Origin of the sequence: Siminovitchia sp. FSL W7-1587 (genome assembly GCF_037963795.1) — a bacterium.
Classification (GTDB): Bacteria; Bacillota; Bacilli; order Bacillales; family Bacillaceae_C; genus Siminovitchia; species Siminovitchia thermophila.
Genome location: NZ_CP150169.1, coordinates 626576 through 652114 on the forward strand (window position 1 = coordinate 626576; position 25539 = coordinate 652114).

30 protein-coding genes are annotated in these 25539 nt (G+C 43.0%); 11 read left to right on the top strand and 19 right to left on the bottom strand.

Annotated features, from left to right (window positions below):
* Positions 1-314: 314 nt before the first annotated feature.
* Positions 315-929 (bottom strand): TVP38/TMEM64 family protein, encoded by a 615-nt coding sequence (locus tag NST31_RS02980; protein ID WP_077112423.1) that lies wholly within the window; start codon positions 927-929, stop codon positions 315-317.
* A gap of 196 nt (positions 930-1125) precedes the next feature.
* Between NST31_RS02980 and NST31_RS02985 the strand changes: the two genes are divergently transcribed.
* Positions 1126-1542 carry a hypothetical protein gene (locus NST31_RS02985; protein ID WP_077112342.1) on the top strand — a complete coding sequence of 139 codons (417 nt, stop codon included), beginning with the start codon at positions 1126-1128 and terminating at the stop codon, positions 1540-1542.
* A 16-nt stretch (positions 1543-1558) separates the two neighbouring features.
* On the opposite strand, the gene NST31_RS02990 is transcribed toward NST31_RS02985, so the two are convergent.
* Complete coding sequence (locus tag NST31_RS02990; RefSeq protein ID WP_077112340.1) at positions 1559-2107, bottom strand: competence protein ComK; 549 nt, start codon at positions 2105-2107, stop codon at positions 1559-1561.
* 222 nt (positions 2108-2329) lie between these two features.
* On the opposite strand from NST31_RS02990, the gene NST31_RS02995 reads away from it, so the two are divergent.
* Positions 2330-2554, top strand: coding sequence for an IDEAL domain-containing protein (locus NST31_RS02995; protein WP_077112338.1), 225 nt, complete (start codon positions 2330-2332; stop codon positions 2552-2554).
* A gap of 45 nt (positions 2555-2599) precedes the next feature.
* Here the strand turns inward: NST31_RS02995 and NST31_RS03000 are convergent, their stop codons facing one another.
* The 5 genes from NST31_RS03000 to NST31_RS03020 form a co-directional block, all read right to left on the bottom strand.
* A complete protein-coding gene (locus NST31_RS03000) occupies positions 2600-3874 on the bottom strand; it encodes a M48 family metallopeptidase (protein WP_077112336.1) in 1275 nt (424 codons plus the stop codon).
* 141 nt (positions 3875-4015) lie between these two features.
* Positions 4016-4333, bottom strand: a complete 318-nt coding sequence (locus NST31_RS03005) for an AzlD domain-containing protein (protein ID WP_077112334.1) — start codon at positions 4331-4333, stop codon at positions 4016-4018.
* Positions 4330-5055 (bottom strand): AzlC family ABC transporter permease, encoded by a 726-nt coding sequence (locus tag NST31_RS03010; protein ID WP_077112332.1) that lies wholly within the window; start codon positions 5053-5055, stop codon positions 4330-4332. The genes NST31_RS03005 and NST31_RS03010 overlap by 4 nt, the downstream gene beginning before the upstream one ends.
* A gap of 36 nt (positions 5056-5091) precedes the next feature.
* Positions 5092-6159 carry a nitronate monooxygenase gene (locus NST31_RS03015; protein WP_077112331.1) on the bottom strand — a complete coding sequence of 356 codons (1068 nt, stop codon included), beginning with the start codon at positions 6157-6159 and terminating at the stop codon, positions 5092-5094.
* On the bottom strand, positions 6152-6340 hold the full coding sequence (locus NST31_RS03020) for a hypothetical protein (protein WP_083717583.1): 189 nt from the start codon (positions 6338-6340) through the stop codon (positions 6152-6154). The genes NST31_RS03015 and NST31_RS03020 overlap by 8 nt, the downstream gene beginning before the upstream one ends.
* A 75-nt stretch (positions 6341-6415) precedes the next feature.
* On the opposite strand from NST31_RS03020, the gene NST31_RS03025 reads away from it, so the two are divergent.
* Positions 6416-6601, top strand: a complete 186-nt coding sequence (locus tag NST31_RS03025) for a small acid-soluble spore protein H (RefSeq protein ID WP_077112327.1) — start codon at positions 6416-6418, stop codon at positions 6599-6601.
* Positions 6602-7660: 1059 nt separating this feature from the next.
* On the opposite strand, the gene NST31_RS03030 is transcribed toward NST31_RS03025, so the two are convergent.
* From NST31_RS03030 to NST31_RS03040, 3 genes are all read right to left on the bottom strand, one after another.
* A complete protein-coding gene (locus NST31_RS03030) occupies positions 7661-8437 on the bottom strand; it encodes an enoyl-CoA hydratase-related protein (protein ID WP_077112325.1) in 777 nt (258 codons plus the stop codon).
* Between the two features lie 76 nt (positions 8438-8513).
* The gene (locus NST31_RS03035; RefSeq protein WP_077112323.1) at positions 8514-9503 is read right to left on the bottom strand and encodes a lipoate--protein ligase; all 990 of its coding nucleotides are present in this window, start codon (positions 9501-9503) and stop codon (positions 8514-8516) included.
* Between the two features lie 25 nt (positions 9504-9528).
* Positions 9529-10263 carry an MBL fold metallo-hydrolase gene (locus NST31_RS03040; protein WP_339163814.1) on the bottom strand — a complete coding sequence of 245 codons (735 nt, stop codon included), beginning with the start codon at positions 10261-10263 and terminating at the stop codon, positions 9529-9531.
* A gap of 156 nt (positions 10264-10419) precedes the next feature.
* Here NST31_RS03040 and yhfH point away from each other — a divergent pair, with 156 nt between their 5' ends.
* The gene (yhfH, locus tag NST31_RS03045) at positions 10420-10548 is read left to right on the top strand and encodes a protein YhfH (protein ID WP_077112319.1); all 129 of its coding nucleotides are present in this window, start codon (positions 10420-10422) and stop codon (positions 10546-10548) included.
* An 86-nt stretch (positions 10549-10634) separates the two neighbouring features.
* On the opposite strand, the gene NST31_RS03050 is transcribed toward yhfH, so the two are convergent.
* Both NST31_RS03050 and NST31_RS03055 read right to left on the bottom strand, forming a co-directional pair.
* Positions 10635-11627 (bottom strand): ABC transporter substrate-binding protein, encoded by a 993-nt coding sequence (locus NST31_RS03050; protein ID WP_339163816.1) that lies wholly within the window; start codon positions 11625-11627, stop codon positions 10635-10637.
* 164 nt (positions 11628-11791) lie between these two features.
* On the bottom strand, positions 11792-12877 hold the full coding sequence (locus tag NST31_RS03055) for a quinone-dependent dihydroorotate dehydrogenase (protein ID WP_339165467.1): 1086 nt from the start codon (positions 12875-12877) through the stop codon (positions 11792-11794).
* A gap of 214 nt (positions 12878-13091) precedes the next feature.
* On the opposite strand from NST31_RS03055, the gene NST31_RS03060 reads away from it, so the two are divergent.
* Positions 13092-13634, top strand: coding sequence for an SCO family protein (locus tag NST31_RS03060; RefSeq protein WP_236017052.1), 543 nt, complete (start codon positions 13092-13094; stop codon positions 13632-13634).
* 81 nt (positions 13635-13715) lie between these two features.
* Here NST31_RS03060 and hemY read toward each other — a convergent pair whose 3' ends face one another.
* From hemY to hemE, 3 genes are read right to left on the bottom strand one after another with little or no spacing between them, the layout of a single operon-like run.
* Complete coding sequence (hemY, locus tag NST31_RS03065; protein WP_077112311.1) at positions 13716-15131, bottom strand: protoporphyrinogen oxidase; 1416 nt, start codon at positions 15129-15131, stop codon at positions 13716-13718.
* Between the two features lie 24 nt (positions 15132-15155).
* A complete protein-coding gene (hemH, locus tag NST31_RS03070) occupies positions 15156-16094 on the bottom strand; it encodes a ferrochelatase (protein ID WP_339163820.1) in 939 nt (312 codons plus the stop codon).
* A gap of 16 nt (positions 16095-16110) precedes the next feature.
* Positions 16111-17163 (bottom strand): uroporphyrinogen decarboxylase, encoded by a 1053-nt coding sequence (gene hemE / locus NST31_RS03075; protein ID WP_077112308.1) that lies wholly within the window; start codon positions 17161-17163, stop codon positions 16111-16113.
* Between the two features lie 253 nt (positions 17164-17416).
* Here hemE and NST31_RS03080 point away from each other — a divergent pair, with 253 nt between their 5' ends.
* Positions 17417-17914 carry an antibiotic biosynthesis monooxygenase gene (locus NST31_RS03080; RefSeq protein ID WP_083717581.1) on the top strand — a complete coding sequence of 166 codons (498 nt, stop codon included), beginning with the start codon at positions 17417-17419 and terminating at the stop codon, positions 17912-17914.
* Between the two features lie 510 nt (positions 17915-18424).
* A complete protein-coding gene (locus NST31_RS03085; protein ID WP_077112304.1) occupies positions 18425-19627 on the top strand; it encodes a M20 family metallopeptidase in 1203 nt (400 codons plus the stop codon).
* A gap of 613 nt (positions 19628-20240) precedes the next feature.
* On the opposite strand, the gene NST31_RS03090 is transcribed toward NST31_RS03085, so the two are convergent.
* Positions 20241-21464, bottom strand: a complete 1224-nt coding sequence (locus NST31_RS03090; protein WP_339163822.1) for an ABC transporter permease — start codon at positions 21462-21464, stop codon at positions 20241-20243.
* Complete coding sequence (locus tag NST31_RS03095; RefSeq protein WP_077112300.1) at positions 21451-22197, bottom strand: ABC transporter ATP-binding protein; 747 nt, start codon at positions 22195-22197, stop codon at positions 21451-21453. Before NST31_RS03095 ends, NST31_RS03090 begins: the two co-directional genes overlap by 14 nt.
* Positions 22198-22669: 472 nt before the next feature.
* On the opposite strand from NST31_RS03095, the gene NST31_RS03100 reads away from it, so the two are divergent.
* On the top strand, positions 22670-23092 hold the full coding sequence (locus NST31_RS03100) for an HIT family protein (RefSeq protein WP_077112298.1): 423 nt from the start codon (positions 22670-22672) through the stop codon (positions 23090-23092).
* A 143-nt stretch (positions 23093-23235) separates the two neighbouring features.
* Positions 23236-23757 (top strand): tryptophan transporter, encoded by a 522-nt coding sequence (locus NST31_RS03105; RefSeq protein WP_077112297.1) that lies wholly within the window; start codon positions 23236-23238, stop codon positions 23755-23757.
* Positions 23758-23791: 34 nt separating this feature from the next.
* On the opposite strand, the gene NST31_RS03110 is transcribed toward NST31_RS03105, so the two are convergent.
* Positions 23792-23971, bottom strand: coding sequence for a hypothetical protein (locus NST31_RS03110; RefSeq protein WP_077112293.1), 180 nt, complete (start codon positions 23969-23971; stop codon positions 23792-23794).
* 139 nt (positions 23972-24110) lie between these two features.
* Here NST31_RS03110 and NST31_RS03115 point away from each other — a divergent pair, with 139 nt between their 5' ends.
* Complete coding sequence (locus NST31_RS03115) at positions 24111-24488, top strand: YtxH domain-containing protein (RefSeq protein WP_077112291.1); 378 nt, start codon at positions 24111-24113, stop codon at positions 24486-24488.
* Positions 24489-24623: 135 nt separating this feature from the next.
* Positions 24624-25193 carry an HTH-type transcriptional regulator Hpr gene (locus NST31_RS03120; protein WP_077112289.1) on the top strand — a complete coding sequence of 190 codons (570 nt, stop codon included), beginning with the start codon at positions 24624-24626 and terminating at the stop codon, positions 25191-25193.
* A 6-nt stretch (positions 25194-25199) separates the two neighbouring features.
* Here the strand turns inward: NST31_RS03120 and NST31_RS03125 are convergent, their stop codons facing one another.
* The gene (locus tag NST31_RS03125; protein ID WP_236017051.1) at positions 25200-25538 is read right to left on the bottom strand and encodes a DUF1878 family protein; all 339 of its coding nucleotides are present in this window, start codon (positions 25536-25538) and stop codon (positions 25200-25202) included.
* Position 25539: the final 1 nt, after the last annotated feature.

The window sequence follows — 25539 nt, forward strand, 5'->3', positions numbered from 1 at the left end:
GCTGTTTCTGTGATGGACGATCTCTCCTCTGTTCCTTTCATCAAGCATGTTCCATTTAAACGATAAAGTGTACGGTGAGTTTTGCGAGCGCTTTCTCCCCCAAAGTGATACATATGTCTCTCATTTCTTTTCGATTAATTACATGCAACATGAGAAAAGCACCTCCAATATTTGATTGGGGTGCAGTTCAACGTTCACATCTTTATTGCCATCCATTTTCCAGATCATGCGTACGTTTTTTAAATGCGCGACGCCAAAGCCTTTTGTTTATTTGAAAATCTGCGCGACGCAAAAAGAAGGCTTGTACACTTTTCTTAATCGTGCAGACGTGTCTTATCCTTTTCTTTCAGCTTTTCTTCGACCCGTTTTCCAGCATACCACAGGATGGCGATGATCAAACAAACAATTCCCGTTCTGACGGGCTGTTTTACTAAAGAGATGACGTCATATCCAATAAAGCTCATTGTAAAAATCATGACGGCTTTCCCGGTTAACACAGCAAGCATGTATTGATATATGCCTATTTTCGAAAGACCTGCCACAATATTTACGACAGCTGATGGTGTAAACGGAAAACAGAGTAGAATAAATAACGGACCAAAGCCGCGCCTTTCCACCCAAGCCATCAAGCTCCGAACTTTTTCATTCCTGCGCAGAAAGTTGAACACCCGCGCTTCGCCAAATCTTCGTATGAGCAAGAACACAAAATAAGCCCCGCTCGCAGAGCCAATCCAGGAAAACAGAAACCCCCAGCCAAGTCCGAAAGCATTGGCGTTTGCCATCACAAACAAAAACAACGGCAAAAACGGGAAAAACGCCTCTAGGAATGGCAATAAAATACCGGGGAGCGGACCGAAAGAGCGGTACTTTTCGATTAATTCCATCACATTTTCAATCGTTATCCATTCTTTGAAAAAATCCAGATCCATCAATATTCCTCTATTCACAACCGGGAGCACGGCCTTGTTTGTTTTTAAATTATAACATAGCCGCATGCCTCTGATCTATTCTTCTTCCTCCATGCAAGAATTGCCTTCCTTACCAGCAATTTCATCTTGCTATTTCGAATGCCTCTTAGTAAAATGAGAACAAATGTTCCCTTCTTTAAGGAAAGGAGAATGAAAAATGACAAGGATTCCTGACAATGAACGGGATGTAATTGAGCAGGCGATCTACTTGCCAATGGTTCTTTCCGTATTGCGCCGTGACTTGCGCATGATAGAAAAAAGTCCCTTCAAACTAAAAAAACCTTATCAGGAATTGATTCAAAAAACAATGAACATCATTCAGAAGGAGCTTGCAGCAGTAAAACACCATTTGCAAAAAAACAATATCCGTGTCAAGAAAATAAAATCAGACAATGCTTTTACGATGTACATGTTTTTTTACAAAGGCTACGAGGAACACCATAATTACTTTAATCCCCGTCTGCGAAACAGGGTCGAAGAACTGCTCACTGATTATTTGGGCAGCGGCAGCCGGACCAAATCACAAGCGCGTAGCCCCGAAACGGAGCCAACACCAAAAAAGAAGGAGACATGAACATGTTCCTTCTAAATTAAGTCCAATAAAATCCTCTCTGCTCTGAAACCTGATTATGTATCAGCTTGGCAAACTTCTCCATCCGCTTCATATTTTGCATAAATTTAATTCTTAGCATGGCCGTCCGCGATAACTGGTTTTCAAACGAATAAAATGAAATCGGAAGTTCATGGATTTCATTGTTTTGGAATGTAACGATCGTCGCATCTGACCCGTTTCTTTTATGTGAGGTAACATAATCGTGAGAAATCCATATACAATGGGAGCTTGTAGGTGATGCGGTAGGAAAAAGAAAGATGGATGTGTAGGGGTCTACAATAATCGGTGGCTTGTGGGTAATTCCTATGAGCTGCCGTGTCCCGTGTCGTCTTCCATTGAAAGAAGATCCAAAATATTCACAGCTTCTCTTTACGATATTAAAGGGCGGGTCTGAAGATAAGTAACGACCATTCATTTCAAAAATTTCCGAGAGAATTTGAGGATCATTGTTCGTTGCGGGCTTAATCATCATCGTGTACGGGTTAATTTCATAATCCTCAACAAAAACGATGTCCTTTTTCGCCATAGCTCTTCCCCTTTCAACAAACTTCATCATTATTCATATAAATCATAACATACGCGCACAAAAATGTCACATAAATTCCAAATTATATTAAATAATGAAAATTCTCTCATTCATAATAAGCAACAGATTTATTCTTAAAAAACATCTGAAAATTTTCATAGATTAGTTGTATTTTGCCCATTAACCGTGTATAATTAAAAAAAGGTTCCGAGGTGATCATCGATGGAAAGGAAGAAATCTTATCAGGAACTGTTGAAAGAGTATACGATGACACAGCAACAAAAAGAAGCACAAGCGCTTGAGTGGTACACTGACCTTTTCCTGAACGGACTCCTGCAAAAAAGACGCGAAGAGCAGTTGCGAAAAGAAATTGACTTGGCGCTTGACCGAAAAGACAAAGAAGCTTTTATGAAGCTGACAAAAGAATTGGCCAAATATACAGAATAAATACTCAACAATAGTCATCCCCCTCTTAAGGGGGATGTTTTTCATTTATAACTCTTCGTCCCGATCACCTTCAAATTCTTCCATCATTCTAATCCGTTCCAGCATCGTTGGATGTCCATAACGGAAAATTTTCACAAGGTATGGCGGGTTTACTTGGCTTAACCCTGCTTTCGTCAAGTTTTGAAATGTCCGTACGGCCGCGTCTTTGTCCTGTGTCATTTCGATCGCATATCGATCAGCCCGCATTTCCTGGTAACGTGATACCCAGTTTGTCAACGGACTGACGGCAAACAGAAGAATAGAGATTGTCAGCAGAAAAACAGGCAGGGAGCTGATGTTTGTTATACTTTCCACCTTCCACACTGTTCCTCTTTTGGCAACCCACCGTTCCATCCATTTCGCTGTCAGCCACAGGCCCGCAAAGGAAAGCAGCGTATAGCCGGCAATGCCAAAATAAATATGCTTTTCCACGTAGTGGCCCATCTCGTGAGCCATGATAAACAAAACTTCCTCATCATCCAAACGTTCAAGGGTCGTATCCCAAAGAACGATCCTGGAGTTAGATCCAACACCCGTTACATAGGCATTTAACGCATTCGTTTTTTGCGACATATCCACTTCATATACATGTTCCGCCGGTATGTCCGCTTCATTGGCAAGCAGGAGGATTTTGGATTCCAGTTGTTTGTCTTTCAAGGGGTAAAAATCATTATACAGCGGATCAATGACGACAGGCTGGATAAACATCATGAAAATGGAATACGGAACCGACAACACCCATGCGGCCAACCACCACTTCTTTTTAAATTTTTTCATCAAACTATATAGCACGAGGACAAGGATGAACATAGTGGCGTAACTGACCCAAAAATCAATTAATTCATCCTTCATCCACGATGGGAACAACTGTGTGGAAATATTGTAAGTTCTTGAAAATACATAAGAGATATAAGAAAATGGAAAAGTAAATACGAATGATGCAAGAGACAGCCAGAATAAATAAATAGCTGTTTTCAACGGAAACCATTTTGACGCTTGGCCTGCCCAACGTTCGAAGGCGGCTGAAACACCAAAAATAAGTACTAAATAATAAAACAACCACTCATATGGAGAAGACAGAAAAAAAAGCAAGTTGCGGATCTTGGAATATTCTTCACTTAACATCATTTCCCGGGCGTTTAAAAATGTGGTTGGATCGACGCTTGTACCTTTATACATATCCGGGATGGACGTATCAGCCAAAAAAAACAAATAAACGTACATGACTACGCCGAACAAAAAATAAGCGGCGATTGCACGTAAACACCATTTTCTAACCATTTCATTCCCCCCCTCGTCCATTCATTATTATATGTAGAAAAAAATACATCAGAATAGAACCTGTTTGAAAGTATTGTGTCCTACTGCACAAAAAAATAAGCGGGCGAAGACGCCACGCTAATGAAAACCATTCGTATTTTTTTACAAAAAAGTTGAAGAAGCAGCTAAGATCACAATGGAACCAATGACGACGAGAATGACGTTCGCCCCAGCAAAGGCGATCAAAAATGCGGCCACCGCCCCGACAATGCCGTACAGAATATCCCCGTCACGTATAAATAAAACAGCCGGAAAAATGAGGGCGCCGAGCGTTGCATATGGGACGTTTTTCAGGACACCCTGTACAAACGGCGGCAACTCCTTTCCTTTAAACATAATAAACGGCAGCATCCTCGGGATATACGTCACAACAGCCATTCCGATAATCGTTAAAATAATCGTGGAACCGGAAGGATTCATTTGATCATCCCTCCTTTGTTTTTCACCATCTCGACAATTTCAATGATAATGGACGAGAAAAGAGTCGCTGCCACAATCGCCCAACCTTTTCCCATCACTCCAGAGTAAACAAAGAGACTATTGAATACCGCGGCTAACAGAGCCAAACAGCCCACTTTTACACTCTTTTTCATAGATGGCACGAGCAATCCAATGAACATTGCATAAAGTGAGATGGCCATACTTTCTTGCAACACTTGCGGCAGTCTGGCGCCAATGGCAAAACCTATAGCCGAACAGATCACCCAGCTGCTGTAGGCAAGTGTAATAATCCCAAATATATATCCCGTTTTCACTGTGTCCGGCTTCGTGGCGGCGACCGAAAAAGTTTCATCTGTAATACCAAAAGCATAAATGGCTTTTTTCCAACGGGCGTCTTCTTCCATTTTTTCATTTAAGGAAGCAGACATGAGAAAATGCCTGATATTAACGATAAACGTCGTCATTATGATTTCAATGGCCCCAGTCCCAAGTGCAAACATGCTGAGCGCCATATATTGTGACGCCCCGGCAAAAACGATTAGGCTCATCAAGACTGTCTCCAATAACGTCAACCCTGATGTTTTCGCAAGCAGCCCATAAGTTAAGGCTATGGGGGCATACCCGATTGCGATACTGATGCCTCCCTGAAGGCCTAGGCGAAATGATGAATCTTCCTGTTTGCCGACCGATACTTCCACCATTGTCCCTCCTCACAACAAAACCGGCTTTTAACATACTTAGCTTAGAACTTGGTTCGTTTCTTTCATGATGTTTTTAAGAATATGAGCGGCATGTTCTTCAGGCCGCCGGAGGAGCCGTGTTCCTTGTCCCGCCCACAAAGACATATATTCTGGATCGTTTTGTTCTGCGGCTACCTTTCTGATGTCATTTGTCAAGGTATTCTGGGTAGGAAACGGAAGCGGTTCTACCGCAGCTTCAAATTCTTGGATAAATGTGTTTTTGATTCCCCGAGCCGGTCGGCCTGAAAAGCTTTTCGTAATAACAGTACTTTCCTCTGTACTTTCGGACAATGCTTTCTTATAAACAGGATGAGCGACAGACTCTTTGCTAATTAGAAAAGCCGTGCCAAGCTGAACACCGGCTGCCCCCAGTGCCAGTGCTGCTATTACCCCTCTGCCATCCATAATGCCTCCGGCAGCGACTACGGGGACATTCACATGATCTACAACTTGCGGAATGAGAGAAAAAGTGCCGATATTGGCTCCATTCGGATGTGCGCCGATGTCAAACGTTCCACGATGGCCGCCCGCATCGCTTCCTTGAGCCACAATTATATCCACTCCCGCTTTTTCGGCTGCAATCGCTTCGTTTACAGTTGTCACCATGGAAATGGCTTTGCTTCCTGCCCTTTTTGCCTCTTTCATTTTATCCGGTGAAAGCAAGCCGAAGGCTGTGCTGATCACCGGAACTTTTTCTTCCGTCAGTACTTGAAATTGCTCTTCAAACAACTGTGGCGGCATTTCAAAGTCCAATTTCTCATCCATGCCCAGATCCTTTCTGAAGCGATTTAAGACATGTTGAACTTTCTCGAATCCATCCGTGCCGCCTTGCTCTTTCGTACAAAATAAGTTCACTCCAAACGGCTTATCCGTCTTTTCTCGAATGTCCCTGATACACGTTCTGATCGTTTCAGGAGCCATATAAGCCGCCCCCACTGTCCCAAGCCCGCCGGCCATGGAAACAGCTGCAGCTAATGCCGCGGTCGCGGTCCCTGCCATACCTGCCTGAATAACCGGAAATTGAATATTTAACTCATCACAAATAGATGTTCTCACATTAATCATGATTCCGCATCCTCTTTTCTTTTTCTATCAATCTTTTGACATGTTCTTTCGGTGTCCAGCAATCAAACTGATAGTTTGTTTTTGTTTCAAACCCGAGGCGGGTACATAAATAGACCATCTTGCCCTCTTTTCTTTCTGCCGAAAAATGAATGCAAGTGGCACAACAATGATAATTTTTCATCTCAAGCCCCCGATTCATTTCTACACGTATAACCCCATTATAAAGAACCAATAGTATAAGCAGGAGGGTTCTTTCATGAATATAATGCGAGCAAAAGAAATTGCTTCCTTGCCAGACATGGTAAAGGTCACTTTAAACGGCGTTCCTGTATATATCCAACATGTGGACGAGAAAAACGAAACGGCCAGGATTTACCCGCTTGATGAGCCGCAAAATGAACAATCCGTTTCAATCCGCCAACTGAAAGAAGAAGAGGGATAAAGTGAAACTTCAATCAGCGGAATTTTTCGTCCGCTGATTGTTAGTTGAACCAATCGGGCGTTTACTGGCAGTTGGACCTCTACTCACATTTTTCATTTTACCTTGAACTCTTGGAGTGGGGGCTTACTGCCAGTTAATGCGGGATAAAGTGAAACTTCAATCAGCGGAATTTTTTGTCCGCTGATTGTTAGTTGAACCAATCGGGCGTTTACTGGCAGTTGGACCTCTACTCACATTTTTCATTTTACCTTGAACTCTTGGAGTGGGGGCTTACTGCCAGTTAATGCGGGATAAAGTGAAACTTCAATCAGAGGAATTTTTTGTCCGCTGATTGTTCGTTGAACCAATCGGGCGTTTACTGGCAGTTGGACCTCTACTTACATTTTTCATTTTACCTTGAACTCTTGGAGTGGGGGCTTACTGCCAGTTAATGCGGGATAAAGTGAAACTTCAATCAGCGGAATTTTTTGTCCGCTGATTGTTCGTTGAACCAATCGGGCGTTTACTGGCAGTTGGACCTCTACTCACATTTTTCATTTTACCTTGAACTCTTGGAGTGGGGGCTTACTGCCAGTTAATGCGGGATAAAGTGAAACTTCAATCAGCGGAATTTTTCGTCCGCTGATTGTTCGTTGAACCAATCGGGCGTTTACTGGCAGTTGGACCTCTACTCACATTTTTCATTTTACCTTGAACTCTTGGAGTGGGGGCTTACTGCCAGTTAATGCGGGATAAAGTGAAACTTCAATCAGCGGAATTTTTCGTCCGCTGATTGTTCGTTGAACCAATCGGGCGTTTACTGGCAGTTGGACCTCTACTCACATTTTTCATTTTACCTTGAACTCTTGGAGTGGGGGCTTACTGCCAGTTAATGCGGGATAAAGTGAAACTTCAATCAGAGGAATTTTTTGTCCGCTGATTGTTAGTTGAACCAATCGGGCGTTTACTGGCAGTTGCTCACCCCGCCACATCTTCGTTTTATTTTTTTGAATCGAGTGTCTTGCTGCCGATTCAGGCGGGAAAGTTGAAACGAGTTACTTGTTCATCCAGTTCAGCTCGTTATTTTCCTTGGTATACAGGCTTTCTTTTTTCACTGAATGCCTGAAGGGCTTCCAGTCTGTCTTCTGTCGGGATCGTCAATTCATAGGCTTTTCTCTCGATTTCAAGCCCGGTGGCAAGATCGGCATTCATCCCCGTTTTAACGGCATATTTCGCCTGCTGGACGGCAATCGGGCCATTAGCCAAAATCGCATTTGCCAATTCTCTTGCGGCTTCCATAACCCTTTCCTTTTCCACCGCTTTCGTTACCACTCCATATGTAACAGCATCTTCACCCGAAAATCTTTTCGCCGTCAAAATTAATTCGAGCGCCTTTGCTTCACCAATCAGACGCGGCAGCCGCTGTGTCCCGCCGGCCCCCGGTATGATGGCAAGGCTTGTTTCCGTCAGACCCATCAACGCCTCTTTGGCAGCGATCCGGAAATCGCAAGCAAGCGCCAGCTCCATCCCTCCGCCAAATGCATGTCCATTCATGGCGGCAATGGTCGGCTGTGGAAGTTGTTCAACCGCCTGAAACACTTTTCCTATTTTATAGACATTGCGGCGCACTTGCTCTTCTGAGAGTGTTTTTCTTTCTTTCAAATCTGCTCCAACGCTGAATGCTTTGTCACCTGCTCCCCGAAACACAATGACTCTGGCGTCCTTGTCCATTCTCAATGATTCAATTGTTTCTTCAAGCTGGCACAGCGTTTCATAATTAAATGCGTTCAAAGAATCCGGCCGGTTAATCGTAATGGTTGCGATAAAGTTCTCCACATGACAAACAATATTTCCCATTTTATTCCTCTCCTTTGGAAGATCTTTTAGCATTTTTTATTTTTAGGAACAAATTTAAAGCATCTATCATCAAAAGCTAATAAATTAAATTGACGATTTCCTCTTTCGTCACATTTCCGAAATAATGGGAGACATCGATCCCCGCCAGCGCTCTTTCGATATCGGCTCGTTCATAGCGTGTTCCGATCAAACGGCTTTCTATTTCGGCTACATCTCCAACACCGAAAAAGTCGCCAAATATTTTACATTGCGAGATGACTCCTTTCGTTACATCGAGGCGGAATTCAACCAGGCCAACCGGGAATCTGCGGGAATGCTGGATATTACACTGAGGGGACTTTCCAAAGTTCCAATCCCAACTCTTGTAGCGTTTTTCAGAGATTTCATGGATCTTTTGCCAGTCATCCTCGGTTAGCTTATATTCCGGAATCTCGTCTACCCCTTCAAAAATATGCCGAAGCAGTAATTGCCTAAACGCTTCAATCGTCATTTCTTCCGTTAAGAACTCAGAGATGTTGGCCACCCGGCTTCGAATCGACTTAATGCCTTTGGATTCTATTTTATCTTTTCTTACTTTTAAAGCCGATACGACGTTTTCAATTTCCGAGTCAAACATAAGCGTTCCATGGCTGAACATCCTGCCCCTGGTTGCGAATTGGGCATTTCCCGAGACTTTTCTCCCCTCAACGAGAATATCATTTCTTCCTTTCATCTCCGCTTTCACCCCGATTTTATCCAGGGCCTGAATGACAGGCTGTACGAACTTTTGAAAGTTCATGAAGCTGTCGCCATCATCTTTTGTAATAAAGCTGAAGTTCAAATTGCCGAGATCGTGGTAAACGGCTCCTCCTCCGGATAGCCTGCGGACGACATGAATACCGTTTTTTTCTACATACTCCGTATTGATTTCCTCGATGGTATTTTGGTTTTTTCCAATAATGATGGAAGGTTCATTGATATAAAATAATAAATATGTATTGTCCGCATCCAAATGCTTGAGCGCATATTCCTCGATTGCCAAATTAATGCGCGGATCCGTAATCCCGTTGTTATCAATAAAAAGCATTTTTTCCTTTCCTTCCTTTCCAATTTTATAACGAAACAGTGAGTCCTTCTTGGGCGATGAGAATGTCCCCCCTGTATTGTTCCCCTGCTTCTGTTTTAAGTTGATTCAAGTTTCCATAGTGCGGAAGATGCGTCAAAATCAGCTTCCCCACTTTTGCCATGTTTGCCACACGTCCTGCCTCTTCACTCGTCATATGCCCCGCGGCTGTTCCATCCATCCCTTTATAAAAATTGGACTCCGCCAATAATACGTCGGCATCCTTGGAAAATTCGGCCAACTCTTCAAAAAATGCGGTGTCCCCCGTGTACACAAGCGTCTTTCCGCCAGCTTCAATCCTCATGCCATAGCAAGGAACAGGGTGCTTCGTTTTAAAGAAGACAATGGAGAAGGGTCCAATATGCAATAGTTGATCCGATTCATAGGGAATGCCTTTCATGACATCTTTATAGGATAGCTTGTCAAATTCGGCCTCATTTTGGCCGTGCCCATAGACGGGAAGGCATCCGTCGTATTGATGAATGAATTTTGCAACGTAAAGTGCATGTTGGGTAACGCCGATATCCGCTATATGATCGGGATGATAGTGTGAAAGTACGATGGCATCCAGTTTCTCTGGCGGAATCATCATTTGCAACTTTGACAGGACGGCACTACCGCAATCAAGCAGCAAGTAATAGTTATCATACTTCAACAAATAGCCGGAGCTTGCTTCCCCCGCTTTCGGATAGCCGCCCCAGCAGCCCAATACAGACAGTTCCAATTGATTCACCACTTTTTTTATTTACCTTAACTATACTTGATTTCGAAAAATTTATCATGACAAAAAATTTTTATTGACAGGAAAAGTGCTGTTATAATACAATATTATTAACGTTGATCAGTTGTATAACAAAATGGAAGGAGAGGGAAACAAGTAATGCTTGATAACGTCGTAGAATTCTTTAAAAACCTGCCTCCAAAAAGATGTACGGAATGTGGAGAAACTGTATCAGAACAGCACGAGTGTTATGGAACAAAATGTGAAAAATGCCTTGATTTTAAATAATGATAGATAAAGAACTTATAAGATTTGATAACAGCAAAAAATCTCCTTTCATGCAGTCATGAGATCGGAGATTTTTTTTCGTCCTTCTATTCCTCGTGAATATCGGCGTTCCATTCCGGCTTGATTTCCATTCCGATTGTTTCAGCCACTTTTTTATTGACCATAAATAATAAGGTTTTGGGCGGCTGAGCCGGTATGTCCCCCGGGTTTGCCTCCTCTGTTAATATTTTGACGGCCATTTTTCCTGCTTCATGGCCAACCTCAAAAAAATCAACACCATATGCGGCAAAAGCACCGCGTGGAACCGAGGCAACATCGGCTGCCAGTAACGGCACTTTTTTATCCGATGTTACGTCAGCAACCGATTCAAAAGCGGAAACGACCGTATTATCCGTGATCACATAAAAAGCATCCACTTGATCGATGATCGACTCGGTTGCCTGTTTGACATCGGCGGTGGTTGAAACCGTCGCCTCCACTAATTCCAACCCGTAATCATCCATTTGTTTGATCAGCTTATCAATTTGGGCCCGCGCATTTTGTTCTCCTGAATTATAAACAGTTCCGATTTTCTTCGCGTTTAATTGTTCTTTAAAAAATGTTAACGTCTCCGGAATCGAATCAGGATGGTGATGGCTCGTCCCTGTTACATTCCCGCCCGGCTTTTCCATTGATTCTACTAATTCGGCGCCGACTGGATCAACGACAGAAGTAAACACAATCGGAATCTCGTTCGTTTTGCTTAATGCAGCCTGTGCGCTCGGCGTTGAATTGGCAAAAATCAGATCTACATTTGCACTGACAAAGTTGGTGGCAATCGTGTCATTGGCTGTGTTGTCGCCTTGGGCATTTTGAATGTCATATTCGACATCCAGTCCCGCTTCTTCCAGGGCTTTTTGAAACCCTTCAGTGGCAAGGTTCAAAGCAGGATGCTCTTGGACTTGTGTAATGCCAATCGTATATGTTTTCCCTTTTTCTTCATCTTTATTGGTATCTGGAGAAGCAGTGTCATTGTTGCACGCCCCTAAAATGAAGATAGCGCTCATAAAAACAAAAGCGCATTTTTTGAATGCGTTCATTTACATCCCCCCATAAACTCCCTTAATAATAACTTTAGAAAAATATTAATTTTCAAAAATTATAATGGAGGGAATATTGACTGTCAACCTATTTTGTGATTTGGTCGATCGCAACAACCAGATATAAATAGAAAGCCATCAAAAAAGACGGCTTTCATGTTTCGTTATTTTACATCGGCCCCAACCACTTCGGAAATATGGTGGATGCCGTCCCGGTCCATCAGTTCAATTAGCCTTGCGTTGATGTTTTTGGCAATGCTTGGCCCCTCATAGATCATTCCGGTATATACTTGAATAAGGCTCGCTCCCGCACGGATTTTTTCGTAAGCGTCCTCCCCGGTAAAAATACCGCCGACTCCAATAATCGGCAGTTCGTCCCCCACCTCTCGATAGATTTCTCTTATCCAGGCGGTTGAACGTTCTTTCAGCGGCAAGCCGCTTAAACCGCCGGCCTCGGAAGCTGTGTCCCGATTTCGCAGGCCTTCCCGCGACAATGTCGTGTTCGTGGCGATAATGCCGGAAAGTCCCTCCTCTTTGGCCAAGCGGATGACATCAGACATCTGTTCATCTGCCATATCAGGGGCGACTTTTAACATAATCGGTTTCTTTTGGGCACCATTGTGTTCCAAATCTCTTTTCTTGTTTTGAATGGACGCGATTAAATGTCGGAGACTCTCTGTTTCCTGCAAGTCCCGCAAGTTCGGCGTATTGGGGGAGCTGACATTGATGACAAAATAATGTCCGTACGGATAGAGGACTTCCAAACATTTTTCATAATCACTTGCCGCGTCTTCGTTCGGGGTAATTTTGTTTTTTCCGATGTTGATTCCAATCGGTATATGAGCTTTCTCAAAATCCCGCAAGTTCTCTTTGATCCGCTCTGCTCCTTCGTTATTAAAGCCCATTCGGTTAATGACTGCTTTGTCATCAGCAAGGCGAAATAAACGAGGTTTGTCATTCCCGGATTGAGCTTTGGGCGTAATCGTCCCTACTTCCACGAATCCGAAACCGAGTGCGGCCAGCCCGCCGTATACTTCCGCATTTTTATCAAAACCGGCAGCAAGCCCGACAGGATTGGGAAAGCTGATCCCCATTACCTTGGATGACAGCCGGTTGTCAGCCGCACCATATATTTTTTTTAGCAGTCCGCCCCCACCCATATTTTCAGCCAGCTTTAGCAGCGCCACCGTCTTATGATGGACATCCTCAGGATCAAGCCGGAATAAATATTTTTTTATAAGAGGATAAATGGCTGTTCACACCTTTCTATTGTCTCGATGCTATGTACTTGAAGAGATTCTACCATTATACACAAAATTGCTCAATGACCTGTAATTGAATGTCTAAATTGAATAATTTCTGAACTCTTGCGTGACATAATCCTCTTTAAAAGAATCGTAGGTTATAATAAGGATAAGAAGTGCGTAAATGGAGGTATCTTTCTTGAGAAAATCGCTATATATCATGTTCCTGGCTGTGTTGCTCGCATTAGCTGCCTGTTCATCCGAAAAAAAAGGGACGCCGATCGCGGACTTTAACTTTACCGATCAGGATGGGAAGCCTTTCGGCCTGAAAGATTTGGAAGGAAAAGTGTGGGTGGCCGACTTTGTGTTTACAAATTGTACGACCGTTTGTCCGCCCATGAGTATGAATATGAGTGAACTGCAAAAAAGGGTGAAGGAAGAAAAACTGGATGACGTCCATTTTGTTTCTTTCAGTGTGGACCCTGAAGTCGATACGCCCGAAGCATTAAAAAAATACGGAGAATCTTTTAACGCGGACTTTTCCAGGTGGCACTTTTTAACAGGGTATACGCAAAAAGAAATTGAAGATTGGGTTCCGAAAAATTTTAAATCTGTTGTGAAAAAGCCTCGTGACGACAACCAAGTGATCCATGGCGTCAGCTTTTACCTGATGAATAAAAATGGAGAAATTATCGGTGAATATCCCGGCGATAAGGATGTTCCATTCGATCAAATTATGAAAGACATTAAAAGAGCCTTGTAGCAGGAAAGGAGATCCTCCTTCCTGCTTTTTTGAGGACATATATGTAGCACAACAAAAGCGGCCCATTTCCGGCCGCTTTTATTACGAGTTGATATAGGTTAACACTTTGTTCACTACCGCTTTCCCCTGGTCAATACAATCCGGAATCCCGAGTCCTTCAAACGAACTTCCTGCTATATATACCCCCGGCAAATCCTCGCTGACGATTTTGTTCATCTTTCCGACACGCTCTTTGTGCCCTATTGTGTATTGGGGCATCGCCTGTTTCCAGCGGGTAACGATCGTAAATTCGGGTTTGGCTTGTAAATCCATGATCCTTTTTAAATCATCCAATACAATCTGCTCAATTTCTTCATCCGGCAGATCAACAACGGTTTCTTCTCCGGCACGGCCAACATATGACCGTAAAAGCACTTTTCCGGCAGGTGTCGTATGCGGCCATTTCTTATGAGTCCATGTGCAGGCTGTGATCGTGTAATCACTGTTTCTGGAAACGACAAAGCCGGTTCCGTCCATGTGGTCCGCCACGTCATTTGCATCAAAGGCCATCGCCACTGTCGCAACCGACGTGGAAGGAACATGCTTAAAGCTGCCGAAAAAGTCGTATTGTGGAAATAGATCGGCCAATAACATATGCGGTACTGTACAAACGACACTATCCGCTTCTATATTTTTTCCGTTATTTAAATAAACGGTATAACCTTCTTCGTCTACTTTCCTTAAAACTTTCATGACCCGGGTCCCTTTTAGGATACTTGATGCGGGAAGCTTTTCTTCAATGGCACATACAATCGACTGAAGCCCGCCTTTCAGTGTTTGAAAAATCCCCTGGGTTTTCGGGTTCAATGTTTTTTTCGGCGCAGATGGCGTTGTGTTCTTCATCCCCAATATTAAGCTGCGATATTTCTTCTCCACCTCGTAAAATTGGGGAAAGGTGGATTGAAGGCTTAACTGGTCGATATCCCCGGCATAAATGCCCGATAAAAGGGGTTCAATCAGATTTTCAACGACTTCATCACCAAGCCGCCTTCTGAAAAATCTTCCCAAAGACTGGTCTCCCGAAACTTTGGAACGCGGGATGATAAAATCAGCAGCCGCTCTCATTTTTCCTTGAACCGAAAATAAATTAGTAGTGATAAAAGGAGTAATTTGTGTGGGTATCCCCATTACTGCCCCTTTCGGCATGGAATGAAGCTTATCGTTTACAAGCACGAATGACTTTCCCACTGTATTGTTGACAAGCTCTTCTTCCAATCCCACATCTTTTGCGAGTTCAGCGGCACTTTTCTTGCGTTCCAGAAATGAGTCCGGACCGCGTTCGATGATAAAACCGTCCTTATGGACTGTTTGAATTTTTCCTCCAAGCTTGTGGCTTGCTTCAACGAGTTTAATATCTATCGGGAGCTCTTGTTCATCAATAGCCCGCTGTAAATAATACGCTGCTGTCAAACCGGTGATGCCTCCGCCGATTACAACAACTGTTTTATGACTATCCAAAGCTATACCGCCTTCTTTTGCAAATTAATCAACTTGTTCCAATTTCTTTAACACAACCGTGGCCATGGCATCAATAAAGTCCGGCTGGGCATCCGGCATGGCGGGACGGTAGTATGACGCACCAACCTCATTGGTGACAACCTTACATTCATAATCATTATCATAAAGGACTTCCAAATGCGTCGAAACAAAACCAACAGGAATATATATATATGCCTTATAACCTTTACGTTTATGCAAATCCCTGGTTAAGTCCTGCACATCGGGGCCAAGCCATGGCTCAGGTGTATTTCCTTCACTTTGCCAGCCCACGGCATACTCTTTCACCCCTGCTCCCTCGGCAATCAAATCGGCTGTTTCTTCCAATTGCTTCGGATAAGGGTCATTCAATTGCAATATTTTCTCCGGGAGGCTATGAGCCGATACAATGAGACACGCCGAATGTTGCTCATCCTCAGGCATGTTTTCCAGTGTCTCTTTAACTTTCTCGACCCAATAATCGATAAACTTAGGTTCGTTGTACCAGCTTTCCACTGACGTAATGGCCGGACCGCCAAGCTTATCAGCTTTTTCTTTCGCGCGGCTGTTGTATGACTTGACGCTGAATGTTGAAAAATGTGGTGCCAATACGATTGAAACAGCTTCCTCAATACCGTCTTCCTTCATTTTTTCAACAGCATCTTCAATGAACGGTTCAATATGCTTCAGTCCAATGTAAGCCTTAAACTCAACATCTTGCTGAACTTCGTTTAACCGCTTCTCCAAACCAAAGGCCTGATCCTCGGTTATTTTGGCAAGAGGTGAAATACCTCCGATGGCCTCGTACCTTCTCCGCAAATCTTCCAATGCTTCTGGAGATGGCGGCCTGCCATGCCGAATATGTGTGTAATATCTTTCAATATCGTCTTCGGTGTATGGAGTGCCATATGCCATTACTAGCAAACCCATTTTTTTTCCTGCCACGTTTTTCGCTCCTTTTTTATTGGGACTGTTTCATTTTCATTGCGCTGTATTCGTGAATAAAAGCTGTCAGTTTTTTGAGTGTTTCCGGTTTTACATCAGGGAACACACCGTGTCCCAGATTAAAGATGAATCCCGGCTTTTCTATACCTTGGTCAATAATGTCTTTTGCCCTTTCTTCAATCATTTCCCACGAGGAAATGAGCAGGGCCGGATCCAGGTTTCCTTGCACGGCCTTTGTGATTCCAAGGTTTCTCGCCTCACGAATCGGAAGCCGCCAATCAAGCCCGATGACATCAAGCGGCAGATCATTCCATTCCAATGCGAGGTGGCTTGCTCCCACGCCATGCATAATGATTGGTGCTTTTTCACTTTTAAGGCCGTAAAAAATCTTTTCCATATGAGGTTTGATATACGTCCGATAGTCTTGACGGCTCAACGCCCCTACCCAGGAATCGAAAAGCTGCACGGCACTTGCACCGGCATTGATCTGTGCTTTTAAATACACAATGGTCATATCGGCCAGCTTATCCATTAAAAGCGCCCAAGTTTCAGGTTCCGAGTACATAAGCGCCTTCGTTTTATGGTAATTTTTTGAAGGTCCGCCTTCAATCATGTATGACGCCAAAGTAAACGGAGCCCCGCCAAAGCCGATCAAAGGAACCGATAACTGCTCGTCTGTTAACAGCTTGATCGTTTCCAATATATAGCTGATGTCTTCTTCAGGAGAAAGCTCCCCGAGTTTTTCCACATCCTCTTTCGATCTGATGGGATTGTCGATTACCGGGCCTACCCCGCTCACAATTTCCACATCAATTCCGAGTGCCGGAAGGGGTGTCATAATATCTTTATATAAAATGGCCGCATCCACATCATACATTTCTACGGGAAGCCTGGTGACATACGCACATAATTCCGGTTGATGTGTAATTTCAAACAAGGAATATTTTTCTTTTAGCTCCCTATATTGTGGCTGTGACCTTCCCGCCTGGCGCATATACCAGACAGGAACATGATTAGTCTGTTCTCCCTTTGCTGCCTTTAAAAAAGAATCGTTTGTTATGTTTTTCATATAAGAAACCGCCCTTCATCATTTTAGACGCATGGATCTAGTATAATTGTAATGGTTGGAACGCACATAATTTATGTTCGCCTTTACTATAGTCTTTTTAGAGCCCAAAGTATAGCCGGGGCGCATGGTTGTCATAAATTTGTGCTTTTTTTGTTCTCATTAGCAACTTTCCGTTCGTGGAAAATGGCGTTTTCAATTTCAAAAAAGGGTAAACTACAAATATGAAATAAAAATGGCCAAAGAGGTGCTTTTATTGTACACATATATTACAACTGGTACTTATTATTTTATGAAAAAAATAGCCGACCAATATCCGAATGAAACGATGATTTTGATGGTAAGTCCCGTAACAGTCCAATTATGGCATGAAACAGATGGCGCAACCATTTTCAAGTCTCCCAGAAAATATGAGGTCATCCACTCAAGCGGAACATGGGCAGAAAAAGGGTTTGTAGCCTGTCACCATATTCCTGTACGGGATGAAGGACGCCCTGTTTTTGAATACGACTTCATAGAAAGTGTCAAAAATGTCGAGCAGTTTCCAGGATTAATCGTCATGAGAGTGTTGCGGCCCCTGTCAAGCGATACGTACATTACCATGACGATGTGGAACGATAAAAAAGCATATAATGATTGGAAAGACGACTTGAAACAGCAGATAGATTTAAAAATAGTCAAAAATACCGGCATATTTGCTGGACCATCTTATATTTCCACATTTGCCGTTGGTGAAGAAGAGGATCAAGAGTAAGCAGCTGATCTCATTTGACCGATCCGGCGCTGAGCCAAACACAGCTGGGAATTCGATCACGTATGTGCCGCCAACCAAATCACCTAACACATTCCTGAAAAAGCGATATGTTTACAGCCAGCGTACCCACTTCGTTCTCAAACCCATTTCAAAAAAACAGCCCCAAATAAAAAAAGTGGTATTAAATGGGCACCTACTGGCAGTTAAGGTGGGGAAAAAAGCCCGCTAAAAATAATAACGTTGGAGAATAGGGGGTGGAATCTCGCGCCCTCACGATAATCGTGATGGCGTTTTCTCATTTTTAGGCAAGCAATAAACATCCTTATCATCATAATATTTACATCTGGCGGCGTCCATAAACGCGAACCAATGAAAAACGAGAGCAGACTTCGCAAAAAACCCTTGCCGCCACACATTTTTTCGGCAAGTAGAGAAGCCAACTGCCGGCATTCCTTTATTTTTCCATTAATGATATAATTTAATGTGAAAAATGGATGGGTGGTGTTTTATTTGAAACAAGCACTCTTTACAAAACTGGAGCAATATTATGATGAAATGGTTGAAATTCGCCGTTACTTGCATCAATATCCAGAATTGTCTTTCAAAGAAGAAAAGACTCCACAATATATTGCCGATTTTTACAGAAAACTCGGAATAAAAGTCCGTACCGGCGTTGGCGAAAATGGAGTGGTTGCCCGTATCAAAGGAAACAAACCTGGGAAAACGATTGCTTTGAGGGCTGATTTTGACGCGCTGCCAATACAAGAAGAAACGAATTTGCCATTCCAATCCAAAAACCCGGGCGTCATGCACGCTTGCGGACACGATGGCCATACTGCGACATTGTTAATTGTCGGTAAAGTTCTACATGAATTGAAGGAAGAGCTTTCGGGAGAATATGTACTCATTCATCAACATGCCGAAGAATTGGCTCCCGGCGGAGCCATCGCCATGATTAATGATGGGTGTCTTGAGGGTGTAGATGCCATTTTCGGTACCCATCTATGGGCCGAAACTGCATATGGGACTGTCCGTTACAAAACAGGTCCCTTTATGGCGGCTGCCGACCGTTATGAAATTACCATCAAAGGCCGCGGCGGTCATGGAGCCATGCCGCATAAAACGAAAGATGCCATCGTGATTGGCTCCCAACTTGTCATGAACTTGCAGCAAATTGTCAGCAGACAAGTAAATCCTACGGAACCTGCCGTTGTTTCAGTAGGCTCTTTTGTGGCAGAGAATGCGTTTAATGTTATTGCCGATACGGCCAAAATAAGCGGAACCGTTAGAACTTTCAGTGAACAGATACGAGATCAGGTCGAAAAGGAAATGGAAAGAATTGTCCGCGGAACATGTACAGCAGCCGGATGCGAATATGAATTTGAATATGCCCGTGGGTATCCGGCAGTTGTCAACCACCAAGACGAAACTGAATTTTTAATGAAAGTCGCCCACGAAGTGCCCGAAGTATCTGTTGTGGAAGAATCCAACCTTGAAATGAGTGGGGAAGATTTTGCCCATTACCTGCAACACGTAAAAGGGACATACTTTTTTACGGGAGCAAAACCAGATGCGCCCATCACTTATTCACATCATCATCCAAAGTTTGATATCAATGAAAAATCGATGCTGGTGGCAGCCAAGATTCTGGCACTCTCTGCGATCGACTATCAGCACTCGGAAACAAAGTGCAAACAGAAAGCCACAGTGTAAACAAGAAAAGAGTCTGGGAGGCAACTAAATCAGCTGATGAAAAAACGAACAATAAAGTGAAACTTCATTCAGTAGGCGTTTTCTTCCTTCTCCTACTGAATGTTAGTTGAACCAATCGGGCATTTAGGTACCGTTTTCTCACACTTAGACCTTTTGTATTCACTCAAGATTTTGAAGGGGGAGTCTTACGGCACCTTACATGCGGGATAAAGTGAAACTTCATTCAGTAGGAGTTTTTTTCCATCTCCTACTGAATGTTAGTTGAACCAATCGGGCATTTAGGTACCGTTTTCTCACACTTAGACCTTTTGTATTCACTCAAGATTTTGAAGGGGGAGTCTCTTACGGAACCTTACATGCGGGATAAATGGTCCCAGTGTATTATACGCAAGCTTTTAGCGCAGTCAACATATGTAGACTCCTGCGGGAATAGCTCGAGCTGAAGACCCGCAGGAAAGCGACCTTTGCTTTCCGAGGAAGCTGAAGAGACCTGCTTTAAAGCGAAATATGTTGACGTTGCGATGATAGGGATTTTTTAACACAAAAAAACCGAACAATGATAAATGAATTGTTCGGCTTTTGCTATTTCGTATTTGCTTATGTAGCTCCTTTTTTACTCGAATCGTTGCGCCCCCACTTTTTTCGCCGCATACACCTTCACAAACCAGGCTGTAAACGCCGCGCTCGCTCCCCCTATATAGACAGCATTTAAAAAGTTGCCATTCAATAGTTGAATGATCACAAACAAAATAGCCTGTCCCGCCAACACAAACAACAGTAATTTTAAAAAAGCTTTCTTTTTATGATGAGGTGATATTGGATAAAGATGGACCCATACTTTTACATCATTCCGGCGGTAAACCGGAAGCAGCTGGAATCCAGTCAAATATAAAAAGGCCACTGATATGGCAACCGCAATATACGGATTGTCCACAAACCATAAAAGAATCGCCGGTATGACTGATAAGCGCAAGATCAAGCCCGAAAACTCTTTCGTCCGCAGAAGTGTTCTTGAAAACAAGTGTACATATACTTGCTGTTGACCATATGGGATAAAGCGAAAAATCGGATCAAGCCATTTTCTTCTGCCGACACGGCTTTTTAAATGGGGAACGTCTGTGAACATATTGGCCGTGCGATAAAACAGCTGCATTCTTCCAGACTCTTTTTCAATCAGTCTTTCCCATTTAAGCGGCTGCTCCTTGCTCTTGCTTTCTGAGTACAAAGTGTAGGCAACGATAAACAAAGCAACCGCCAACATGATCATGACAGAGGATTGTGTGATCAGAAAAAACAAAAAAAAGCCGTTAAGCAAACTGCGAACTGAAAAGTCAGTGATAAGAGATGCCGTTTTTCCCGACTTCAAGGCATTCCAATGCATCCGTATGTTCCAAATTTTTAACAACAGCAGGCAGGCCAATATAATAAAGAAAGACCTGAAGTCGGCTCCAACCGTTCGATTCAGCAGCGGCATGAGGGCGGCCAAGACAAGCAAAAGCAAATACGACTGCAGGATAAAACTAAGCCGGCCGCCTTTTTGGAAATATCCGGACAGGCGCTTTTCCAAAGGGGAAAGAAAGACGGCATCCGGTTGCTTTAACAGCGTAATAATGGGACTGGCCGCAAGAAATCCCGCCAGCATCACCGCTGCAATTGCCGCACCGGGAAAGTCCGGCCCTATCGTTCTGATCCATTGGGAATAATAATAGATGGCGGCGCCTCCGCCAAAAATAAGAACAAACCTCACATGGTCATTCAGCATATATTTGAAATAACGCCTGATCTCCTTCATAAACGAATGGAGCCGTTCCGGCCATAGCGATTCAATCTGTTTCATTCGTCTCTTCCTTTGTCAGATGAATATATATATCATCAAGCCGAGCATCTCTCATTCCGAACTCTTCCTGCAATTCAGCCAGTGAGCCGTTTGCCCGCACCTCTCCGTTATGCATGATGATAAAACCGTCACAAAATCGCTCTGCAGTCGCCAGGATATGAGTAGACATCAATATTCCGGCTCCCTCTTCTTTTCTCTTGTTCATCAACTCCAGCAAAGATTGGATCCCGAGCGGGTCCAACCCCAAAAAAGGTTCGTCAATGATATAAAGCATTGGTTCCACCAAAAAGGCACACATGATCATGACCTTTTGCTTCATCCCTTTGGAAAAATGTGCCGGGAACCAACTTAATTTTTTATCGAGGCGGAACTCTTTTAATAAGGATTCGATTCTTTCCTTATATGTTTCCTCTTTCAACCCGTATGCCATTGCCGTTAAACGAAGATGTTCCTCTAGCGTCAATTCTTCATATAAAACAGGCGTTTCAGGTATGAAAGAAAACTGCCTTCGATATGTTTCCGTGTTTTCTTTTAAGGTAATGCCGTTTATCGTAACTGTTCCGGATCTTTCTTCCATCAAGCCGGTGATATGCTTAATCGTCGTACTTTTACCGGCGCCATTTAGGCCGATCAGTCCAATCATCTGTCCTTCTTCGACTGAAAAACTGACATTTTTAAGTACAGGATTTTTTGTATAGCCTCCGGTTAGATCTTTGACTTCCAATAAAGCCATCGCAAACGTCCTCTCTTTAAATTGCTTTCATTGTAACATATCAGCCATTTGGATGGTATTCCCACATAATGAATGCCGCCAGGGTCTTCGTACGGATCATATATTTTCCGCTTTTTTCCGGTCATGAAGGCAGTCAATATGGTTACCTTAATGATTGAAAGGGCTGGAAAAGAATATGGGGTGAAGCCGTTGGGCAATATTCTGCTTCAAACGCGCAAGTCGATCAGCATTTAAAGCACGAATCAAACCGTTAAGGGGATGATAGTGTTGGACATGTTATCGGATCATCGCATTTTTCTTTAGCGACAATTCAATTTGTGCGCCCTTTCCTTCAATGATGTGCAGGGAAGCTTTCCCTGCACTTTTCGTTTTTCATCGGGTTTGGACATGACAAACAGACGCCTCGTGCTTTTGTACACCGTCCTTTCCTATGCTAAAATGTGGGTAACAACAAGGAAAGGTGGAACTAACCATGGGTGCTTGCATTTTTTGTAAAATTATTAACGGAGACCTCCCCTCTGCACAAATTTATGAAGATGAGCATGTATTGGCTTTTCTTGACATCAGCCAGGTAACGAAAGGCCACACGCTTGTCATACCGAAAATACATATCGAAGATATTTTTCAAATGGATTCCGCGACAGCAAAAAACCTATTCTCTCCCGTCCCGGAAATAGCAAATGCGATTAAGGAAGCGTTTCATGCGGAAGGGATGAACCTTTTAAATAATAACGGGGCATTTGCCGGACAGGAAGTTTTCCATTATCATTTGCATCTTATTCCCCGGTATGATCATAAGGATGGTTTTTCCAAAACGTTTATCAGCCATCAGAAGGAATATTCGCCAGCGGACCTGCAAGAAATTGCTGCAACCGTACGCACCAAGCTTCAATAAGCCGATGCAGTCCCTCTTTTCACTTTAAAAAAGGCTTCATTCCAAAAGTTTAGTATGATACAATATTTCTAATCTTTCGCTGGCAGCATCAGAGCATGTCAGGAAAGCAGAAAGCCAGTTTAGTTGAGCAGAGGAGAGTTAGTATGAATACTAGAACGTTGGTCGTGTTATCCCTATTTATCGCCATCGGGGCGGCATTGCATTTCATCATGCCTGGAATTTATTTGGGAATGAAGCCTGATACAATGCTGGCCATGATGTTTTTGGGAGTTGTGTTATTCCCCGGCGTAAAAAATGTGCTCGTGCTTGGAATCGCAACCGGAGTGCTTGCCGGAATGACATCGAGCTTCCCGGGAGGCCAGATTCCAAACATAATCGACAAACCGATTACTGCATTTATCTTTTTCGCCTTATACTTGCTGATCGCCAAAAAATTTACGAACGTTGTCAGTGTATCCATTTTAACAGCAGTTGGCACGCTTGTATCGGGAACTTTGTTTCTTACATCCGCATACTTGATCGTCGGTTTGCCGGGACCATTCGCTGCACTTTTTGGCACGGTTGTCATCCCTACCATCGTCATGAATACGATCGTCATGTTTATTTTATACCCGATCGTCAAAACGATTCTCAAACGGACGAACCTTTTACAGACGGCCCAATAGAAGAACCCTTTCGGGGTTCTTTTGTTTTACATACTTACAGCAACAGAGCTATAATGATCATCACTAGACCTGTAAAGCCGAGCAAAGCGGCCCGCTGTTTCAAAACTTTTTTCGGCGGATAAATTCTCGGACGCATGCACGCCATCATGTGGTGCAGCATTCCAAACAGCAGGCATATGCCAATTACGATTGCCAAACCTTTTACGATGTTCAATTCCCGCCACCTCAATCCCCGCAACTTTCTAAATCATATGCTCAAATGCGTGTGGACATGAAAAAGTTGGGGTATAAAGTATATAAGGGAGTCTATTTTTTCACCAAGGAAATGATTATAATGATAGGGGTGATATGAAATGAACAAAAAAATGTTGACTTATGGATTAGTAGTTGGAGGGGTGGTTGGTGCTGCGACAGCACTGCTCTCTGCGCCGCTTTCGGGAAAAGATTTGCGCAAACAGATAAAAGAAGCCAAAAATGAGTGGGTTCGAATCGCCAATGAATTCAAAGAGAATGCTGCCGAAATGAAGCATTCTGTCGCAAAGCTTTCCAAAGAAGGAACTGAAATCATCAAAGAACTGGCAACAGATGTTAAAACAGTTGTCGAAGAATGGCAGCAGGACATCGAACCAACTAAAGAATCACTGCAACAAGAAATTAAAAATATCCAGCAAACAATTGCTGATTTGGAAGACAAGTTGCAAAAAGGAAAAGGGACAAATAATCCAGCATAAATAAAAAAAGCAAGAGTAAATTTCGACAAAACTCTTGCTTTTTTTATTTTTTACTTAAAAACCATGATTTTCTCATTGCATCTTTATTTTTTATTTTGCATAATAATGAAAAGACATGCAAAGCGAGGGAATAAAATGCAGAAAGAACATTTCTCAATGAAGGAAGCGATGATTTTCAGCCAACGGATGGCACAACTGAGCAAGGCGTTATGGAAAGCGATAGAAAAGGACTGGCAAAACTGGATTAAGCCATACAATTTGAATATTAACGAACATCATATTTTATGGATTTCCTACCATTTGAAACAAGCATCTATTTCTGATATCGCCAAGTTTGGTGTGATGCATGTATCCACTGCATTTAATTTCTCGAAAAAGCTTGAAAAGCGAGGGTACCTCCAATTTTCCAAAACAGAAGATGACAAACGGAATACGTATATAAGGCTGACGAAAAAAGGAGAGCATTTACTGCTGGATTTAATGGAATGCTATGAGCCTCATAAAAGCATGATTGTCCAAGGAGCATTGCCGCTACAAGACCTATATGGAAAGTTTCCGGAAGCACCAGAAATCATGGTAATGGTACGTAAAATATATGGCGATGACTTTATGGAAATTTTTGAAAAATCATTCAACAATCTCGAATCCGACTTTACAGAAGACGGACTGGCCATTCATAAAACAAAGGTTGACAATGCGGTTTAGCGCACACTAATCCATATTTTGCAGCAATTTATTCATCAGTTCCACATATATGCCTTGCTTTATGCATGCGGTAATGGTTTCTTTTAAGGATAATTTTTTATTCAATCTTGTTGTAAATTCTTGAAAAAGCGGAGTGTAATAAACAAAATGATCCGCTTTTAGTTTTTTTAAATCTTTGTTAAGCTTTTCACAAAGTTCCAGGAAGCCCTCTACCTCCTGTTCAGATAAATTATATTTTATGACAAGAAGGTCGAAAGCTTTGTCCGTATGCTGGATCATTCCCAACAGCAACCTTTGGTGATATTCCAACTTTTCCACCCTCGCCTTCATCTCTCCCATATCCATG

Coding starts and splice junctions, on each gene's coding strand:
- NST31_RS03035 (WP_077112323.1), bottom strand. CDS start 9,503: ATGCTTTTTATTGATAACAACGGGATTACGGATCCGCGCATTAATTTG.
- NST31_RS03025 (WP_077112327.1), top strand. CDS start 6,416: ATGAATATAATGCGAGCAAAAGAAATTGCTTCCTTGCCAGACATGGTA.
- NST31_RS03030 (WP_077112325.1), bottom strand. CDS start 8,437: ATGGGAAATATTGTTTGTCATGTGGAGAACTTTATCGCAACCATTACG.
- NST31_RS03005 (WP_077112334.1), bottom strand. CDS start 4,333: ATGAATCCTTCCGGTTCCACGATTATTTTAACGATTATCGGAATGGCT.
- NST31_RS03015 (WP_077112331.1), bottom strand. CDS start 6,159: ATGATTAATGTGAGAACATCTATTTGTGATGAGTTAAATATTCAATTT.
- NST31_RS03000 (WP_077112336.1), bottom strand. CDS start 3,874: ATGGTTAGAAAATGGTGTTTACGTGCAATCGCCGCTTATTTTTTGTTC.
- NST31_RS02990 (WP_077112340.1), bottom strand. CDS start 2,107: ATGGCGAAAAAGGACATCGTTTTTGTTGAGGATTATGAAATTAACCCG.
- NST31_RS03125 (WP_236017051.1), bottom strand. CDS start 25,538: ATGGATATGGGAGAGATGAAGGCGAGGGTGGAAAAGTTGGAATATCAC.
- yhfH (WP_077112319.1), top strand. CDS start 10,420: ATGCTTGATAACGTCGTAGAATTCTTTAAAAACCTGCCTCCAAAAAGA.
- NST31_RS03100 (WP_077112298.1), top strand. CDS start 22,670: ATGGGTGCTTGCATTTTTTGTAAAATTATTAACGGAGACCTCCCCTCT.
- NST31_RS02995 (WP_077112338.1), top strand. CDS start 2,330: ATGGAAAGGAAGAAATCTTATCAGGAACTGTTGAAAGAGTATACGATG.
- NST31_RS03010 (WP_077112332.1), bottom strand. CDS start 5,055: ATGGTGGAAGTATCGGTCGGCAAACAGGAAGATTCATCATTTCGCCTA.
- NST31_RS03090 (WP_339163822.1), bottom strand. CDS start 21,464: ATGAAACAGATTGAATCGCTATGGCCGGAACGGCTCCATTCGTTTATG.
- NST31_RS02980 (WP_077112423.1), bottom strand. CDS start 929: ATGGATCTGGATTTTTTCAAAGAATGGATAACGATTGAAAATGTGATG.
- NST31_RS02985 (WP_077112342.1), top strand. CDS start 1,126: ATGACAAGGATTCCTGACAATGAACGGGATGTAATTGAGCAGGCGATC.
- NST31_RS03095 (WP_077112300.1), bottom strand. CDS start 22,197: ATGGCTTTATTGGAAGTCAAAGATCTAACCGGAGGCTATACAAAAAAT.
- NST31_RS03050 (WP_339163816.1), bottom strand. CDS start 11,627: ATGAACGCATTCAAAAAATGCGCTTTTGTTTTTATGAGCGCTATCTTC.
- NST31_RS03115 (WP_077112291.1), top strand. CDS start 24,111: ATGAACAAAAAAATGTTGACTTATGGATTAGTAGTTGGAGGGGTGGTT.
- NST31_RS03105 (WP_077112297.1), top strand. CDS start 23,236: ATGAATACTAGAACGTTGGTCGTGTTATCCCTATTTATCGCCATCGGG.
- NST31_RS03120 (WP_077112289.1), top strand. CDS start 24,624: ATGCAGAAAGAACATTTCTCAATGAAGGAAGCGATGATTTTCAGCCAA.
- hemE (WP_077112308.1), bottom strand. CDS start 17,163: ATGAAAAACATAACAAACGATTCTTTTTTAAAGGCAGCAAAGGGAGAA.
- NST31_RS03060 (WP_236017052.1), top strand. CDS start 13,092: ATGTTCCTGGCTGTGTTGCTCGCATTAGCTGCCTGTTCATCCGAAAAA.
- NST31_RS03020 (WP_083717583.1), bottom strand. CDS start 6,340: ATGAAAAATTATCATTGTTGTGCCACTTGCATTCATTTTTCGGCAGAA.